Below are 15908 nucleotides of genomic sequence, written 5' to 3' on the forward strand. Positions count from 1 at the left end.
CGAGTGCCTTGGCGATCTCGAGCAGCTGCTGGTCCGCCGCGGACAGGAGCTTGACCTAGGCCGAGATGTCGAGCCGGACGTCCAGGCGGGCCAGTGCCTCGCGGGCGTGCCGGCGGACCGCGCCCCGGTCCAGCAGCCGGGTGCGCCTGCGGGGCGCGGGACCGGCCAGCATGATGTTCTCGGCCACCGTCAGGTCCGGGAACGTCACCGGGTGCTGGTGCACCACGGAGATGCCCAGGGACCGCGAGACGCGCGGGTTCGGGATCGTCACCTCGGTGCCGTCCACGGCGATCGTGCCGGCGTCCGGCCGGTGCACGCCCGCCAGCATGTTGACCAGCGTGCTCTTGCCGGCACCGTTCTCCCCGAGCAGCGCGTGCACCTCGCCGGGGAACAGCTCCAGGTCGACGTGGCGGACCGCGACGACGCCGCCGAAGCGCTTCGCGACGCCGGACATCTCGACCACCGGGGTGCTCACGACGCCTCCGGGAAGGAGCGCCCGCGGGCCGCGGCGGCGAGCCGCTCCGCGGTCATCACGGTGGGCAGCATCGTGTTGGCGGCGGGCTCCACGGGGATCACCGAGGCGTCCGCGACCCGCAGACCGGCCAGTCCGTGCACCCTCCCGTCCTGGTCCACCACACCGCCGCGCCCGGCCGGGGCCATGGCGCAGGTGCCGGTGAAGTGGTAGCCCGACGCGGTCATGGTCTCGATCGCGGCGTCCAGGGCGGAGTCGTCGGCGACGGTGGCGGCGTCGAGCCCGATCGGCTCGTGCAGCATCCCGGCCAGCGGCTCGCCAGTGATGACGGCCCAGCCGAGCCGGACGATCTCGCGGATCGCGTCCCGGTCGACCTGCTCGGTCAGATAGCCCGGCGCGACCCGGGGCAGCACCGTCGCGTCGGTGGAGGTGATCCGGACCGTGCCGACCGAACGGGGCTTGTTCAGCACGCACCCCATCCCGGCGAGCTGGCCGTGGCCCGTCCCGCCGGTGCCGGCCAGCCCCCGCGCGCCGGCCTCGGTGGTGGACACGTCGAGGTAGGTGAACATGGTCAGCTGCGCGTCGAGGGCGCCCGGCTGCGCCGCGGTCGAGGTGCGCAGCACCGTCTGCAGGCTGAAGTCCTTCGGAGCCCAGGTGCCTTCGCGCGGCGCGGCCAGCAGGGGCACCGAGAAGTGGTCGCCCAGGTTCTCCCCCACCGGAAGGTCCGCGACGACCGGGACGTCCAGCCCGCACAGCAGCGCCGCCGGGCCCACCCCGGAGCGCTGCAGCAGGGCCGGGGTCTGGATCGCGCCGGCGGTGAGCACCACCTCGCCCGCGTCGATCACCGTGCCGTCGGTCAGCTCGACGCCGGTCGCGGTGGTGCCCCGGAGGACGACGCGCCGGACGTGGAGGTCACCGCGCACCGTCAGGCCGGGCCGGCCGCGGGCCGGCGCCAGGTGGGTCGCCGCGGTGGACATCCGGGTGGTGCCGACCCGGTTCATCGGGGCGGGACCGACGCCCTCGGCGTCCGGGGCGTTGAAGTCCGGCTGGTAGCCGGCCCCGAGCGCCCGGCAGCTCCGCACGAACGCGGCCTGCAGCGGGGCGTACTCGTGTTCCTCGGCGCGTGCGATCGGGAACGCGCCGCCGCGGCCGTGGATGTCCGGGCCGGGGGCCGGGTCGTCCTCCAGCGCACGGTAGGCGGCCAGCACGTGCGCCCAGTCCCAGCGCGGGTTGCCCCGCTCGGCCCACTCCCGGAAGTCGGCCGTCGCACCGCGGAGCGAGATCATGCCGTTGATCGCCGAGCCGCCCCCGATCAGCCGGCCCTGCGGCACCGAGATCGGTGCGCCGCCGGCGCCCTCCGCGGCCAGCCCCCAGTCGTGGCGGGGGTCGACGTCCGCCGCGTGTCCGCGCATCGGGACCACCCGGCCCTCGAGCACGGCGGCCGGTACCGCGGTGGCGTAGTCGGGCCCGGCCTCGATCAGCAGCACCCGCCGGCCGGGGTCCTCGCTGAGCCGGGCCGCCACGATGCAGCCGGCCGTCCCACCGCCGACCACGACGACGTCGAAGGTCTCGCTCATCTCCCTAGCTCCTTTGCTGCGGGCAGTGCACGGGTGGGGGCCGGCCCCGGACGGGGCCGGCCGTCGTCCCGCCCTTCTCACCGAGGTGCGGGGGTGCAGGCGGGGCCCGGCCGGGCCCCGCCGAGCGGCTCAGGCCACGATCAGCGGCCGCAGGGTGCGGTGGGCGACCTCCAGGCCGGTGTGGATCCGGTCCTCGGTGCCGCCCCAGACGGGGTCCTCGTGCTCGACCGACAGCACGCCGTCGAAGCCGCCCTCGTAGAGGGTGTCGACGACCCGGCGCCAGTCGACGTCGCCGAGACCCGGCACCCGGTAACGCCACCAGCCGACGTCGAACGGGTCCTCGCGCACGACGGCCTTGCCCGGCCAGCCGTAGCGGTGGCGCCGCTCCGGGAAGAGCTGGATGTCCTTGGCCTGGGCGTGCGGGACACGGTCGACGTAGGGGCGCAGGGCCTCGACCGGGTCGATGCCCATCCACACCAGGTGGCTGGGGTCGTAGTTGAGGTAGAGCCCGAGCGAGAACATCCACTCCCACAGCTCCGGGGAGTAGGCGAGGTTGCCCGGGTAGCCGTCCGGGTGCCAGCCCTCCATCACGCAGTTCTCGACGATCAGCTTGATCCCGCGCTCGCCGGCCCGCTCCACCAGCGGTGCGAACACCTCCTCGGCGTCGCGCAGGTTCTCCGCGACCGTCCTGCCCGGGTGCCGTCCGACGAACGTCCCGACGGTCGGGCAGCCGAGCAGCGCGGCGGCGTCGATGCAGGCGGCGAGGTGGTCGTTGACCGCCCTCCGCTCGCCCGGGTCGGGATGCAGGTTGTTGTCGTAGAACGCCAGCGAGCTCAGCGTCAGGCCGTGCTCGTCGAACAGCGCGCGCGTGGCGTCGGCCTCGTGCTCGCCGAACGCGACGACGTCGAGGTGGCTGGCGGTGAACGGCCGGTCGCCGATGGCCGGCCAGGCCGCCACCTCGAGGGCCTCGTAGCCCGCTCCCGCGGCCCACCGGGCGATCTCGTCCAGCGGCCGGTCGGGCAGACAGGCGGTGAGCATTCCGAGTTTCACGAGGGCACCTCCACCCAGGTCGAGGACTCCGACGAGCGGATCACCGCGTCGGTCAGTTCGGCGGCACGCAGGCCGTCGGCGAACGTGGGCAACCCGTCCGGTGCATCGCCGTGGACTGCGGAGTAGGTGTCGGCCACGAACGCGTTGAAGCAGTCCTGGTAGCCCTGCGGGTGCCCGGGCGGGAGCAGTGAGTACCGCGCCGCGGCCGGCGAGTACGCGGGCGCGCCGCGGTGCAGCACCCGGTCGCCGTCGCGGTCACCGATCCAGAGCTGTTCGGGCGACTCCTGGTCGAATCGGTAGGCCGCCCGCTCGCCGTCGAGGGAGATGCGCAGCGCGTTGCGCCGGCCGAGCGCGGTCTGGCTGACCACGACCGAGCCGGTGGCGCCGCTGTCGGTCTCGAACTGGACGGTGCTGGCCGTGCCCCCGCCCGCGGTCGCGGCGAGCAGGCGGGTGATCTGGTGCCCGCTGGTGAACTCGACGAGGTCGCACCAGTGCACGCCGACGTCGGCGAACGCACGGTGCGCGCCGCCCTCGGCGGCGTCGCCGCGCCATCCGGCCGGCGCTCCGGCCGCCTGCCAGTCCTGGAGGTAGGCACCGTGCAGCAGGTGCAGCGGCCCGGCCCCGCCCGCCTGGACCCGGGCCCGGATCTCCCGGGCCGCGGGGTGGAAACGGTAGACGAACGGCACCGTCGCGACCCGGTCCCGGGCCGCGGCGACCAGCGCCCGCGCGTCGTCCAGCGTCGTCGCGAGCGGCTTCTCGCAGATCACGGTCTTGCCCGCGGCCAGCGCCCGGCGGGCCAGGGCGACGTGGGTCGAGTTCGGGGTGCACACGTGCACCACGTCGACGTCGTCGGCGTCGACCAGTGCCTCGCCGCTCACGGCCGCGGTGCGGGCACCGAGACGGACGGCGGCCTCCTCCGACCGGTCGGGGCGCGAGGCCGCGACGCGGGTCACCTCGCCCCCGGCCGCCCGGACCGCGTGGGCGTGCACGCCGCCGATGAACCCGGCGCCGATGATCCCGGCGCGGAGCCTGTCCGCCATCGCTTGCTCCTGTCTCAACTCGTCGTCACGGTCAGCCCGGCCCGGTCCAGCGCGCCGTCGAGCCAGGCGCGGCTGATCCGGGCCGCCTCGGCCGGGTCGCCGTCGTAGGTGTCCAGCTCGACGACCAGCCAGTCGTCGTAGCCGACCTCGGCGACGGCGGCGAGCACGCCGTCCAGGTCGAGCACGCCGCGGCCGAGCGGGAGGAACGTGGCACCGTCGGACCCGAGATCCTTGAGGTGCACGTGCCGGATCCGGTCCGCGTGGCGGCGGATGAGCGCGGCCGGGTCGCCACCACCGGCGGCCAGGTGGGCGGTGTCCGGGCAGAAGCCGATCGAGGACCGGGAGAACACGGCCTCGATCTGTTCCGGGGACTGCCCGATCGTGCCCAGGTGCGGGTGGTAGCAGGCGGACAGGCCGTGTTCCGCCGCGATCCCGGCGACCGTGTCGAGGGCCCGGGCGAGCCGGTCGTGGTCGCCGTCGGCGATCCCCTGCGCCCGGGGCGCACCGCCACCGACCACCAGCTGTGCCGCACCGAACCGGGCGGCGTCCTCAGCGGCCCGGCGCACCCGGTGCAGCTCGTCGGGCAGGATCTCGGGGTAGACGAAGTTCCCGCCCGTGTAGACACCGACCAGCGACAGCCCGGTCTCGTCGAGCAGCCGGTGCAGCGAGCCGGGGTGGTCGTCGCGGACCTCGGCGAACTCGCGCACGTTCCCGTCGAACATCTCGACGCCCCGGTAGCCGGCGGCGGAGATCTCGCGCAGCGCCCGGTCCATGTCTCCGGGGACCCGGTAGACGAGGTCCTTGACGCTGGTCACCCCGGCGGCGGCGCCGGTGACCCCGCCCCAGGTGATCGAGTGATAGCCGAGACGCACGGCCCACCTCCTCCGGTGCGGCGACCCCGCCGCACTTTCGATCGATGCGTGGACACTAAAGTTTGATCTGTGCAAAAGTCAATCGGCTAGTCTCCGAAGATCGGCCCAGGCGGAACGAGGAGGCCACCGAGTGGGACCGTCCGTGCAGGGGGTCGCGCCGGACCAGCTGGACACGCTGGTCACCGTGCTCGACCTGGTTCGTTCCGGTCGTGCGCGCACCCGCCCGGAGCTGGCCCGCCGCTCCGGGCTCGGGCGCACGGTCGTCTCGCAGCGGCTGGGACAGCTGGAGGCCGCGGGCCTGGTGACCGAGGGGGAGCTCGGGATGTCCACCGGCGGCCGGGCACCGCGCGAGCTGCGCTTCCAGGCCGATGCGGGGGTGCTGCTGGTGGCCTCGCTCGGAGCGACCGGGTTCGACGCCGGTGTCGCCGACCTCAGCGGGCGCCTGATCGACCACAGGAGTCGCGCCTGGGACATCGCCGCCGGCCCGGCGGCCGGCCTGAGCCGGGTGGAGAGCCTGTTCGACGAGATGCTCGCCGACCGGGACGCCGGCGTCTGGGGCGTCGGTCTCGGAGTGCCCGGGCCGGTCGAGTTCGCCTCCGGCCGTCCGGTGGCGCCACCGATCATGCCGGGCTGGGACGGCTACCCGGTCCGCGACCGGCTGGCCACCCGGTACGACGCGCCCGCGTTCGTGGACAACGAGGTCAACCTGATGGCGCTGGGCGAGTACCGGGCGGGCCGGGGAGTCGGGTCCCCGGACCTGGTCCTGGTCAAGATCGGTACCGGGATCGGGGCGGGACTGATCTCCGGCGGACGGCTGCACCGCGGCGCACAGGGCTCGGCAGGCGACATCGGACACGTCGGGTTGACCGGATCGGTCCCCGGCGCGGAGCAGGTGGTGTGCCGCTGCGGGAACGTCGGCTGCCTCGAGGCACTGGCCGGCGGCGCAGCCCTGGCCCGTGATGCGACGACGGCCGCCCGGGACAGCCGGGGAGGGCACCTGGCCGAGCGGATCGCCCAGGCGGGCCGGATCACCTCCGACGACGTCCTGCTCGCCGCCGAGTTCGGCGATCCGGTTGCGGTCGAGCTGCTGTCGCGGGCCGGTCGACTGGTCGGGGACACCGTGGCCGCCATGGTGAACTTCTTCAACCCGTCGACGATCCTGCTCGGCGGGCGGGTCGGAGCATCGGGCGATCTGCTGCTGGCCGGCGTCCGCCAGTCGGTCTATCGACGGTCCCTGTCGCTGGCCACCCGCGACCTGCAGATCGCACGGGCGTCGCTGGGCGAACGGGCCGGCCCGACCGGAGCGGCCTGCATGGCCGTCGACGAGCTGTTCGGGCGGGACCTGCTGGCCCGGTGGATCCCGCACGGCAGTCCGGCCGGGATGCCGGATCTGCATTCGCGCTCGAGCACACCTGCCTGACCGGACCCGGTGGACATGGCCCCGACCGGGCGACACCGGCGTGTGCCGGGCAGCGACGACGGCGAAGCCGCACCTCACGCGCGGTCGGTTCTCCCCAGCAGGGCGTCGGAGATGATCCGCAGCTGGATCTCCGACGTCCCCTCGAAGATCTTGGTGAGCCGCGCGTCCCGCCAGTAGCGTTCGGCCGGGAAGTCCGTGGTGTAGCCGGCGCCGCCGTGGATCTGCAGGCCCTCGCTGGTCACCCGCTCGGCCATCTCGGAGGCCACGAGCTTGACCATCGAGGCCTGCGTCGGGCTGGGCTGCCCGGCGTCGACCGCGGTGCACACCTGGTACATCAGGGCCCGCGCGGCCTCGACCTGCGCCGCCATGTCCGCGATCGTGAACCGCAGCCCCTGGTTGACGCCGATCGGGCGGCCGAACTGGACGCGCTCGCCGGCGTAGGCGATCGAGTCCTCCAGCGCCCCGCGGGCCAGCCCGATCGCCCGCGCCGCGGTGTGGATGCGGGCGGTGTCCAGGTCGCCCATGGCGATCCGGAAGCCCTTGCCCGGTTCGCCGACGATCTCGCTCGCCCAGGCGCCGTCGAAGGCGAGCTCCCAGGTCTTCCAGCCGTGGTAGCCGATCTTGCGGACCGGGGTGCCGGTGACGCCCTCGGGCAGGGTGCCCCGCTGCTTCGGCATCAGGAAGCAGGTCACCCCGCGCGAGCGGTGCGCGGGGTCGACGGGCTCGGTCCGCGCGAAGACCTGCAGGTAGTCCGAGCCGTCGGCGAAGGTGCACCACATCTTCTGGCCGGTGATCCGCCAGCCGTCGCCGTCCGGGACGGCGCGGCAGCTCAGGTTCGCGACGTCGGACCCCGCCTCGGCCTCGGACAGCGCGAACGCGCTGAGGAACTCGCCGCGCGCCATCGCGGGCAGGTAGCGGGCGCGCTGGTCGGCGTCGAACCCGGCGGTGAACTGCTGCCCGCGGGCGATCAGGCTGGCCACGCTCATCCAGGCGCGGGCCAGCTCCTCGACGATGATCGCGTACTCGGACAGGCCCAGGCCGAGCCCGCCGTACTCCTCCGGGATGAGGATGCCGAAGAAGCCCAGCCCGGCCATCTTCTCCCGCAGGGCCATCGGGATCTCGCCGTGCTGGGGGTCGAGCTCGTTGGCGACGGGCAGGACCTCCTTCATCGCGAACTCGCGGGCCATCGCCTGGATCGCCAGGCGGTCCTCGGTGAGGAACGGTTCGGTCATCTCTCCGTCTCCGTGGGTCGATCGCGCAGGTGGATGCCGAGCCCGGCCCGGCCGGGGGCGAGGTGGTCGCGCAGGACGAGGTCGTCGTCGTAGTCCCCGCCGTTCTGCCTGCGGAACGGGAGCGGCGCCGTGCGCGGGATGGCGAGCACCCGCTCGCAGACCTCCTTCGAGGCCGTGGCGAACTCCTCGTCGGACACCCGGTTCGCGCCCGTGACGACGACCGGCGGCAGGACCTCGTAGCCGACGTAGAACAGGGTGCCGTGCTGCAGGGGGAAGAGCAGCTCGTCGAGGTGCCCGTGGACGCCGCGGGGTCCGAGGTCCGGGCCGCGCCCGCCGACCGTGGTCACCACCAGCGCCCGCTTGCCGGCGAGCGGACCCTCGCCGTAGCGCAGGGTGCGGCCGGGGTGGTCGGGATCGGTGACGCCGTAGGCGAAGCCCTTGAGGAACACGCGGTCGAACCAGCCCTTGAGGATCGCGGGCATGCCGTACCACCACAGCGGGAACTGGACGACGAGCGTGTCGGCGGCCGCGACCTTGTCCTGCTCGGCGCGCACGTCCGCGCTCAGCGCCCCGGCGGCGTAGGCCTGGGCCGACACCGGCCCGACCCGGAACCGCTCGTCCGGGTCGTAACCGTAGTCCGCCGCCGTGACCACCGGGTTCCAGGCCATGGCGTGCAGGTCGGAGACGACGACCTCGTGCCCGGCCCGCTCGAGCGCGGCGACGCCCGCGTCCTTCAGCGCACCGTTCAGCGAGCGGGGCTCGGGGTGGGCGAGGACCCAGAGGACCCTCACGCGACGAGCTCGACGATCGCGGCGAGCCCCTGGCCGCCGCCCATGCACATCGTCTCCAGGCCGTAGCGACTCCCCCTGCGGCGCATCTCGTACGCCAGCGTGGTGAGGATCCGGCAGCCGGTCGCTCCGGCCGGGTGGCCGAGCGAGATCCCCGAGCCGTTCACGTTGAGCCGCGGCTCGTCCGAGGGGAGGCCCCACTCCCGCAGGCAGGCGATGACCTGGGCCGCGAACGCCTCGTTGACCTCGATCAGGTCGATGTCCGCCCACCCCAGCTCGGCGCGCCGGAGCGCCGTGGCGACCGCGGGGACCGGGCCGATCCCCATCGTCCGCGGTGGCACCCCGGCCAGCGCGGAGGTCACGATGCGGAGGAACGGGGTGAGGCCCAGCTCGGCCGCCCGCGCGGCGGTGGTCACCACACAGACCGACGCGCCGTCGCTCTGTCCGCAGGCGTTGCCCGCGGTCACCGTGGCGTCCGGGTCCTCGTGGCGGCGGACCGGCCGCAGCCGCGCCAGGTCGTCCAGGGTGAGACCGGCGCGCGGGTGCTCGTCGAGGGTCACCACGGTCTCCGGCGTGCGGCGGGTCCCGGGCACCGTGACCGGCACGATCTCCTCGGCGAACCGGCCCTCCTTCGTCGCCGCGACGGCCTTCTCCTGCGAGGCGAGCGCGAACTCGTCCTGCTCGGTGCGGCTGATCGCGTACTGGGCGCGCAGGTTCTCGGCGGTCTCGAGCATGCCGCCGGGGACCGGGAAGTGCACCCCGCCCGCGGTGGTGCGGCCCCGGGTGATCCGGTTGACCATCCGCAGCTCGTCGCCGCGGACTCCCTTCTGCAGGCCCAGCGCGTAGTACTCGGCCTGGCTCATCGCCTCGACGCCACCGGCGACGACCAGGTCCGCCCAGCCCTGCCCGACGGTGAGCGCCGCCTGCAGGACGGCCTGCAGCCCGGAGCCGCAGCGGCGGTCGAGCTGCATGCCGGCCACGCCGACGCCGAGCCCCGCGTTCAGCGCGGCGACCCGGCCGATGGCGGGCGCCTCGCTCGTCGGGTAGCAGTAGCCGAGCACGACGTCGTCGACGTCGCCCTCCCCCAGCCCGGTCCGGGCGATCAGCCCCTGCAGGGCCTGGGTGGCCAGGTCCGCGGCGGTCAGGGTGGCGAACACCCCGCCGTCGACGCCGACCGGCGTGCGCACCGGGTCGCAGACGACCACGTCGGACGGGCTCACGTCGGGACCTCCGTGCTGTACAGCCGCGCCGCGAGCTCGCGCAGCGCGGCGGCCTTGATCTTGGAACCGTTGGTGCCGACGGTGGTCGGCATCTGCTCGACGAGGTGCACGGAGTCGGGCACCTTGAACGTCGCGAGCGCCTGGGCACACCAGGCCCGCAGCGCGGCCGGGTCCGGGGTGGTGCCGGGCACGGCCTCGACGAACGCGACGGCCCTGGTGCCCCCGTCCACCGTCACGCCGACGACCTTGCTCCGGGCCACGTCCGGGTGCTCGGCCAGGCGGATCTCGATCTCGGCGGGCTCCACGAGGAAGCCGCGCAGCCGGAACGAGTCGCCCATCCGGCCCGCGTAGTCGAACGCGCCGTCCGGGCGGACCGTGCCCAGGTCGCCGGAGCGGAACCAGCCGTCGGCGGTGAACGAGCGCGCGCGGATCGCACCGTCGGTGTCGCCGAGGTAGCCGTCGACCACGGCGTAGCCGCGGAACTGCAGCTCGCCGGGCTCACCCTCGGGCGGCGGCCCGCCGGTGACCGGGTCGACGGCGCGCACCTCGATGTCCGGGGACACGGGTCGACCGCCCGCCCGCCAGCGCGCGGGCGCCGGGTCGTGCTCGAGCCAGAACGACAGCAGCGAGAACAGCTCGCTGGAGCCGAAGATCCCCGTGGTCGGGGTGCCGGTCTCCTTCTCGGCCCACTCCGCGACCTGGATCGACTTGCCGTAGAAGTCCCCGATGAGCAGGCGGCGCCACGCGGACAGGTCGCCGCCGTGGGCGCGGTGGCTCTCCATCAGCCTCCCGGCCACGTCGTCCGCGCCGGCCAGGTGGGTCACCCCGAACTCGCCCATGTGGGCCACGACCAGGTCGTCGTCGAACGTGGGCTCCAGCAGCGCCGCCCCGCCGGCGGCGATCGCGGCGAGCGCCGGGACGTAGCCGAAGACCCCGGACAGCGGCAGCACGACCAGGCTGACCGACTCCGCGTCCCAGCCGCCCGCGGCGGCGACGTTCCGGGCGTGGGTGGCCACGGCGCTGCCGAGGTGGGCGGCGAGCTTCGGCATGCCGGTCGAGCCGGAGGTCGTGAACGCCACGGCCAGGGCGTCCCGGGTGCCGCGCAGCGCCTGCGGGTCGGCCGCGTCCGACGGCGGGCCGGGCACCCAGGCCCCCGCGCCGACGTCGTAGGTCGCGGCGACGGCCTCGTCCGCGGGTGGACGGCCGGGTCCGGTCACGACGGCGATGCCGGGGGCGGGCACGTCCGCCTCGGCGACCGCCTCGCGCAGCCTCGCCCGCAGGTCCAGGCCGAGGAAGTCGTGGGCGATCAGCACCACCCGCGGCCGGGCCCGGTCCAGGACGTGCGCGACGTCCGCCACGCCGTAGCGGGTGTTGATGCCGATGACGTGGGCGCCGAGCGCGGCCGCGGCGAACTGCGCCACCAGCGACTCGGACCAGTTCGGCAGCCACACGCCCACGCAGTCGCCCTCGCCGACGCCGTGGGCCCGCAGGTCCTCGCGCAGCGTGAGGACGCGCGCGACCAGCTCCGCCCGGGTGACCCGGCGCGGCGCGGGCCCGCCGTCGATGACCACGGTGCTCTCCGGCGCGGCCGCGGCGGTGTCGGCCAGCAGGTCGGACAGAGTGGTCACGCGGCCGGTCATGCGGCACCCCGGCTCTCGCGGGCGCCCAGCTCACCGAGCCAGCCGTGCAGGACGTCGGCGAAGCCCTCGACCTCCTCCATCGGGTAGTGCCCGATGCCCTCCAGCAGGGTGTAGCGGGAGTCCGGGATGAGCTCGGCGGCCCGGCGGACGTCCGCGGGGTCGAGCCACAGGTCGTCGTCCCCGACGACGAGGTGGGTCGGGCAGGCCACGCCGTCGAGCGTCGCCCGCACGTCGTGGGTGGCCCAGCCGATGAGGTCGCTGGTCGAGATCTCGGGGTCCTCGCGGCGGTGCATGCGCGCGATCAGCTCCGCCCGCTCGGCCGCCACCCGCCGCCCGACGACGGCGAGCGTGCCGAGGTAGGTCCGGTCCGAGCGGCTGGGCGCGGCCGAGTCGACCAGCTCGCGTTCCAGCCCGCGCACGCTCAGCATGGCGGAGTCGGTGCCGCCGTGCGCCGCCATCGCGACGGCGCCGGCCAGGCGCGCACCGCGGCGCACCGCCAGCTGCAGGGTGATCGCCCCGCCGATGGAGCAGCCGACCACGAAGGGCCGGTCCATCCCGAGCCGGTCCATCAGCTCCTCGCACCACTGCGCGTAGACGCCCAGGTCCCGCACCGGGCCGCCGGCGGCGGGCTCCGAGCGACCGTGCCCGGGCAGGTCCGGGACCACCACGCGGTAGCCCAGCTCGGCGAGCCGCGGCTGGACCTCCCGCCACTGCACACCGTTCTGGCCCGCGGTGTGCAGGCACAGCACCGGCTGTCCCTCGCCCTCCTCGAGCACGAAAGCGCGGGTCCCGCCCACCTCGACGTAGTCGGCCCTCATCGTGTCCCCTCCGTCCGGGCGAACGCCCGCGCCTCGTCGACCAGCGCGACGACCGCCGCGGTCAGCCGCAGGTACTCGTAGGCACTGCCCTCGACCTCGAACTCGTCGCGCAGGGTCCGCTCGGTGAAGTCGTTGCGCGGACCGGTCAGCAGCCGGGCCCACACGACGTCGGGCGCGGAGACGACGAACGTCGGCCCGTCCGGTGTCCGGGTCCCGGCCTCGAGCACCCGTCCCTTGTAGACGCGGAACAGCACCAGGTCGCCGCCGAGGCGCAGGCCGAGGGTGCCGTCCCAGGTCCCGGTGGCCTGGGTGAACGCGGCCGAGTCGCCGAGCGCGGTGGCCAGCGCCCGCGCCCACTCCACGGACGGGAAGGACCGGCCGAGCCGGGCGCGGCGGTCGTCGACCGCCTCGCGCGCCGTGACCAGCGCGGTGGTCCGGCCCACCTGCACGACCTCGTCGTGCTGGTTGCGGACCACCACGTGCCTGCCGACGACACCGTTGCGCAGTGCCGACGTGCGACGGGTGCGGGTCACCGTCATCTCGTAGGTGACCGAGTCGCCGACGTGGATCGGCGCCACGAAGTCCCAGTGGGTGTCGAACGCCGCCTCGACGTGCGCCGACAGGCCGCGCTCGTGGTGCCAGCCGAAGAAGCCGGCCAGGCCCAGCGGACCGTGGACCAGCGGGCGGCCGTCGGCGGACCGGCCGTGCTCGGTGTGCAGCGCGGCCCGGTCCCCGCTGACCTCGGCGAAGGCCGCGACCACCGCCGCGGAGAAGTTCCGTGCCGGGCCGGTGTAGACCTGCCCGACCTCGAAGTCCTCGAAATGGGGCGCGGCCGTCCCTGCCCCGGGCCCACCGGCGTGCACCGGGGACCCGGTGGTGGCACTGGTGCTCATCGACCGTCCTCTCCGACGGGCCGTCGCGATCGTCGTTCCCGACCAGCTCGCGGCGACATGAACGAACGTTCTTACGTATCTCATGCAATCAGCAGCTCCCCGGCCCGTCAAGAGCAGGAGCGCCGTGGCGGGTGCGCTACCGTGAGCGACATGAACGACCGTTCCCCGACCCTGGTCGCCGAGACGGGGCGGCGGAACGAGGCCGCGATCCTGAACGCCGCGATCCACGCCTTCGGCACCCAGGGGTTCAACGGCGCCTCGATGCGCGACGTGGCCCGCGGCGCCGAGACCAGCCTGTCCAACCTCTACAACTACTTCCCGTCGAAGTCCAAGCTGCTGGCCGCGGCGCTGCGACACGCCAACGCCGAGCTGCGCAGCCGCGTCCTGTCGGCCGTGGAGCTGGCCGGCGACGACGCCCCGTCCCGCATGCGCGAGGCGGTCCGCGCGCACGTCGGGTTCGTCGTCGAACACCAGACGGCGACCCTGGTGGCGACCAACGAGCTCCGCTACCTCGAACCCGGGGACCGCGCCGCACTGGTGGAGGACCGCGACGTCACCCAGGACGCCTTCGAGCGCATCGTCGCCCAGGGCGTCGCCGACGGAGCCTTCCGCACGCCCTACGCCACCGACGCGGCACGCACGATCCTCGGTGCCGTCGCGGCGATCGCGAGCTGGTACCGCCCGGACGGCGCACTGGGCCGCGGCCAGCTCGCCGAGCAGTACGCGCGCTACGCCCTCGCCCTGCTCGAGGCCCCCCTCACGCACTGACGCCCGCCACCGGGGGGCGACCCGGCGAGATGCCTCTTGTCCGTGGTGACCCGAGTCGCTAGCGTCCTAAGAACGATCGTTCGTACTCGTGCCGGAGCTCGTCGTTCTCCGGCACCCTCACCGCCGCACCGTTGCGGCCTGGAGGTGGACCCGGATGGACCAGCACGCACCCCCGAAGAAGATGGGCCGGCTCGCTGCCGCGGCGGTCTTCGCCACCGCGCTCGAATGGTTCGACTTCCTCATCTACGCCACGGCCGCCGCCCTCGTGTTCGGGCACCTGTTCTTCCCCTCGGTCAGCCCGGTGGCCGGCACCCTGGCCTCCTTCGCGACGTTCGCCGTCGGCTTCGTCGCGCGACCGCTCGGCGGCATCATCGCCGGGCACGTCGGCGACCGCTTCGGCCGCAAGCCTCCGCTGGTCGCCGCCATGCTGCTGATGGGCGTGGCGACGTTCGCGATCGGCGTCCTGCCCGGGTACGCGACCATCGGGATCTGGGCACCGGTCCTGCTGGTGGTCGCCCGCCTGGTCCAGGGCCTGGGCGTCGGCGCCCAGTGGGGCGGCGCCGCACTGCTGCTCACCGAGCACGCCCCGGTCGAGCGGCGCGGGTTCTACGGGTCGCTCGTGCAGACCGGCGCCATCGCAGGAGCGGTCGCGGGCAACCTCTTCTTCCTCCTGCTGACCACCGTCCTGTCCGAGGAGCAGTTCGTCACCTGGGGGTGGCGCGTCCCGTTCCTCTCCGGCCTCGCCCTCGTCCTGATCGGCGCCTACGTGCAGCTCAAGATCGAGGACACCCCGGTGTTCCACGACCTGCAGCAACGGTCGGCGGAGTCCCGGCGCGACGCCGGACTGCGCAAGGCACCGCTCGTCCAGGCCGTGCGGCACTACTGGCGCGAGATCCTGCAGGCCGCGGGCGCGTTCTTCGTCGTCAACGCCACCTTCTACATCCTGATCAGCGGGATGCTGAGCTACGCCACCACACAGGTCGGCATGTCCCGGTCGGCGATCCTGTGGTGCGTCATGGGCGCGGGCCTGACACAGGTCGTCTCGATGCCGTTCTTCGGCGGTCTGACCGACCGGATGGGCTCGCGGAAGAAGCTCTACCTGACCGGCACGGTGCTGATGGCGGTCTGGGCCTTCCCGATGTTCCTGCTGATCGACACCGGCTCGCTGCCGCTGGTGTTCCTCGCCCTGCTGGTCGGGTTCACCATCCACGCGACGATGTACGGGCCCCAGGCCACCCTGTACGCCGAGATGTTCCCGGCGGACGTCCGCTACTCGGGTGCCTCGCTGGGCTACCAGTTCGCCTCGGTGTTCGCCGGCGGCCTCGCCCCGTTCATCATGACCGCGTTGCTGGCGGGCACGGGTGCCTCCTGGTCGGTCGCGCTCTACATCATCGCCACGTCCGTGGTCACCTTCGTCGCGGTGGCGACGCTGAAGGAGCGCTACCGCCGCGACCTCTACGAGACCTCCGACGCCGAGGCGGCCGGGACCGTCGCCACCCCGGGCTGAGCGCTCCGGCCGGCTCCCGGATCCACCGCGCTCGATCCGGTCCCCGGAGGACGGCCCCTGCCGGGAGCTGTCCGCCGACGCCCCCCGCCACACGCGCCCCGGTCGGCGGCCACGTTTGCCGCCCGGCTGCTCCGCCCGCGTCCCTCACCGGAGCGGCCCCTCCGCCGGGGACAACCCCCGCCCGTCCCGTTGTCCGGGCGGGACAGCGTGCCCCCCGCCGGACGGACCTACCGTGGGTCGGGCCGACGCAGGCGTCGGTGTCCCGCTCGAGAGGAGACGGCTCCATGTCGGACGCACGACGGGCCGGTGGCGCCCTCGGGATGGTCGAGACCAGGGGCCTGGTCGGGGCGATCGAGGCGGCGGACGCGATGGTGAAGGCCGCCAACGTGGAGGTCGAGGGGTACCGAACCCTGCGCAACGGCCAGGTCTCGGTGCTGGTCCGGGGCGACGTCGGCGCCGTGAACGCCGCGGTGGCGGCCGGGACGGCCGCGGCGGCCCGGGTCGGCGAGCTGTACAGCAGCCACGTCATCCCCCGCCCGCACGAGGACACCGAGGGCGTCATCGGCGAGGCCGTGCAGCCCACCCGCACCACCTGAGCGGGCGGGCCCCGG

At 74.2% G+C, this 15908-nt stretch carries 15 protein-coding genes; 4 read left to right on the forward strand and 11 right to left on the reverse strand.

Annotated features, from left to right (window positions below; translation table 11 throughout):
• Window positions 1-55 precede the first annotated feature (55 nt).
• From KPF22_RS20220 to KPF22_RS20240, 5 genes are all read right to left on the reverse strand, one after another.
• On the reverse strand, window positions 56-475 hold the full coding sequence (locus tag KPF22_RS20220) for an ATP-binding cassette domain-containing protein (protein ID WP_224403002.1): 420 nt from the start codon (window positions 473-475) through the stop codon (window positions 56-58).
• Window positions 472-2049, reverse strand: a complete 1578-nt coding sequence (locus tag KPF22_RS20225; RefSeq protein ID WP_224403003.1) for a GMC family oxidoreductase — start codon at window positions 2047-2049, stop codon at window positions 472-474. The genes KPF22_RS20220 and KPF22_RS20225 overlap by 4 nt, the downstream gene beginning before the upstream one ends.
• Window positions 2050-2178: 129 nt before the next feature.
• On the reverse strand, window positions 2179-3099 hold the full coding sequence (locus KPF22_RS20230) for a sugar phosphate isomerase/epimerase (RefSeq protein WP_208824899.1): 921 nt from the start codon (window positions 3097-3099) through the stop codon (window positions 2179-2181).
• On the reverse strand, window positions 3096-4139 hold the full coding sequence (locus KPF22_RS20235; RefSeq protein ID WP_224403004.1) for a Gfo/Idh/MocA family protein: 1044 nt from the start codon (window positions 4137-4139) through the stop codon (window positions 3096-3098). Before KPF22_RS20235 ends, KPF22_RS20230 begins: the two co-directional genes overlap by 4 nt.
• A gap of 14 nt (window positions 4140-4153) precedes the next feature.
• Complete coding sequence (locus tag KPF22_RS20240) at window positions 4154-5011, reverse strand: sugar phosphate isomerase/epimerase (RefSeq protein WP_224403005.1); 858 nt, start codon at window positions 5009-5011, stop codon at window positions 4154-4156.
• Between the two features lie 130 nt (window positions 5012-5141).
• On the opposite strand from KPF22_RS20240, the gene KPF22_RS20245 reads away from it, so the two are divergent.
• Entirely contained in the window at window positions 5142-6431 is a 1290-nt protein-coding gene (locus tag KPF22_RS20245) for an ROK family transcriptional regulator (RefSeq protein WP_224403006.1), read from the forward strand.
• A 74-nt stretch (window positions 6432-6505) separates the two neighbouring features.
• Here the strand turns inward: KPF22_RS20245 and KPF22_RS20250 are convergent, their stop codons facing one another.
• Genes KPF22_RS20250 through KPF22_RS20275 form a run of 6 tightly spaced genes read right to left on the reverse strand, consistent with a single transcriptional unit; the run spans window position 6506 to window position 13022 of the window.
• On the reverse strand, window positions 6506-7663 hold the full coding sequence (locus KPF22_RS20250; protein ID WP_224403007.1) for an acyl-CoA dehydrogenase family protein: 1158 nt from the start codon (window positions 7661-7663) through the stop codon (window positions 6506-6508).
• Window positions 7660-8454: an NAD(P)H-dependent oxidoreductase gene (locus KPF22_RS20255; RefSeq protein WP_224403008.1), complete on the reverse strand. Its 795-nt coding sequence runs from the start codon at window positions 8452-8454 to the stop codon at window positions 7660-7662. Before KPF22_RS20255 ends, KPF22_RS20250 begins: the two co-directional genes overlap by 4 nt.
• Window positions 8451-9671, reverse strand: a complete 1221-nt coding sequence (locus KPF22_RS20260; protein WP_224403009.1) for an acetyl-CoA C-acetyltransferase — start codon at window positions 9669-9671, stop codon at window positions 8451-8453. Before KPF22_RS20260 ends, KPF22_RS20255 begins: the two co-directional genes overlap by 4 nt.
• On the reverse strand, window positions 9668-11299 hold the full coding sequence (locus KPF22_RS20265) for an AMP-binding protein (RefSeq protein WP_224403010.1): 1632 nt from the start codon (window positions 11297-11299) through the stop codon (window positions 9668-9670). Before KPF22_RS20265 ends, KPF22_RS20260 begins: the two co-directional genes overlap by 4 nt.
• 8 nt (window positions 11300-11307) lie before the next feature.
• Complete coding sequence (locus KPF22_RS20270) at window positions 11308-12129, reverse strand: alpha/beta fold hydrolase (RefSeq protein WP_208824881.1); 822 nt, start codon at window positions 12127-12129, stop codon at window positions 11308-11310.
• A complete protein-coding gene (locus KPF22_RS20275; RefSeq protein ID WP_224403011.1) occupies window positions 12126-13022 on the reverse strand; it encodes a MaoC/PaaZ C-terminal domain-containing protein in 897 nt (298 codons plus the stop codon). Before KPF22_RS20275 ends, KPF22_RS20270 begins: the two co-directional genes overlap by 4 nt.
• Window positions 13023-13172: 150 nt before the next feature.
• On the opposite strand from KPF22_RS20275, the gene KPF22_RS20280 reads away from it, so the two are divergent.
• The 3 genes from KPF22_RS20280 to KPF22_RS20290 all read left to right on the forward strand — a co-directional run bounded on the left by KPF22_RS20280 (window position 13173) and on the right by KPF22_RS20290 (window position 15893).
• On the forward strand, window positions 13173-13790 hold the full coding sequence (locus tag KPF22_RS20280; protein WP_224403012.1) for a TetR/AcrR family transcriptional regulator: 618 nt from the start codon (window positions 13173-13175) through the stop codon (window positions 13788-13790).
• Window positions 13791-13944: 154 nt separating this feature from the next.
• A complete protein-coding gene (locus KPF22_RS20285) occupies window positions 13945-15297 on the forward strand; it encodes an MFS transporter (RefSeq protein WP_208824875.1) in 1353 nt (450 codons plus the stop codon).
• A gap of 284 nt (window positions 15298-15581) precedes the next feature.
• Window positions 15582-15893: a BMC domain-containing protein gene (locus KPF22_RS20290; RefSeq protein ID WP_224403013.1), complete on the forward strand. Its 312-nt coding sequence runs from the start codon at window positions 15582-15584 to the stop codon at window positions 15891-15893.
• The last annotated feature ends 15 nt before the right edge of the window (window positions 15894-15908 follow it).

Source organism: Pseudonocardia sp. ICBG1034, assembly GCF_020131375.1.
Taxonomy (GTDB): Bacteria; Actinomycetota; Actinomycetes; order Mycobacteriales; family Pseudonocardiaceae; genus Pseudonocardia; species Pseudonocardia alni.

Bases quoted from the DNA above. Each gene is read 5' to 3' on its own strand.
- KPF22_RS20280 (WP_224403012.1), top strand. From the start codon at position 13,173: ATGAACGACCGTTCCCCGACCCTGGTCGCCGAGACGGGGCGGCGGAAC.
- KPF22_RS20235 (WP_224403004.1), bottom strand. From the start codon at position 4,139: ATGGCGGACAGGCTCCGCGCCGGGATCATCGGCGCCGGGTTCATCGGC.
- KPF22_RS20270 (WP_208824881.1), bottom strand. From the start codon at position 12,129: ATGAGGGCCGACTACGTCGAGGTGGGCGGGACCCGCGCTTTCGTGCTC.
- KPF22_RS20285 (WP_208824875.1), top strand. From the start codon at position 13,945: ATGGACCAGCACGCACCCCCGAAGAAGATGGGCCGGCTCGCTGCCGCG.
- KPF22_RS20225 (WP_224403003.1), bottom strand. From the start codon at position 2,049: ATGAGCGAGACCTTCGACGTCGTCGTGGTCGGCGGTGGGACGGCCGGC.
- KPF22_RS20290 (WP_224403013.1), top strand. From the start codon at position 15,582: ATGTCGGACGCACGACGGGCCGGTGGCGCCCTCGGGATGGTCGAGACC.
- KPF22_RS20250 (WP_224403007.1), bottom strand. From the start codon at position 7,663: ATGACCGAACCGTTCCTCACCGAGGACCGCCTGGCGATCCAGGCGATG.
- KPF22_RS20275 (WP_224403011.1), bottom strand. From the start codon at position 13,022: ATGAGCACCAGTGCCACCACCGGGTCCCCGGTGCACGCCGGTGGGCCC.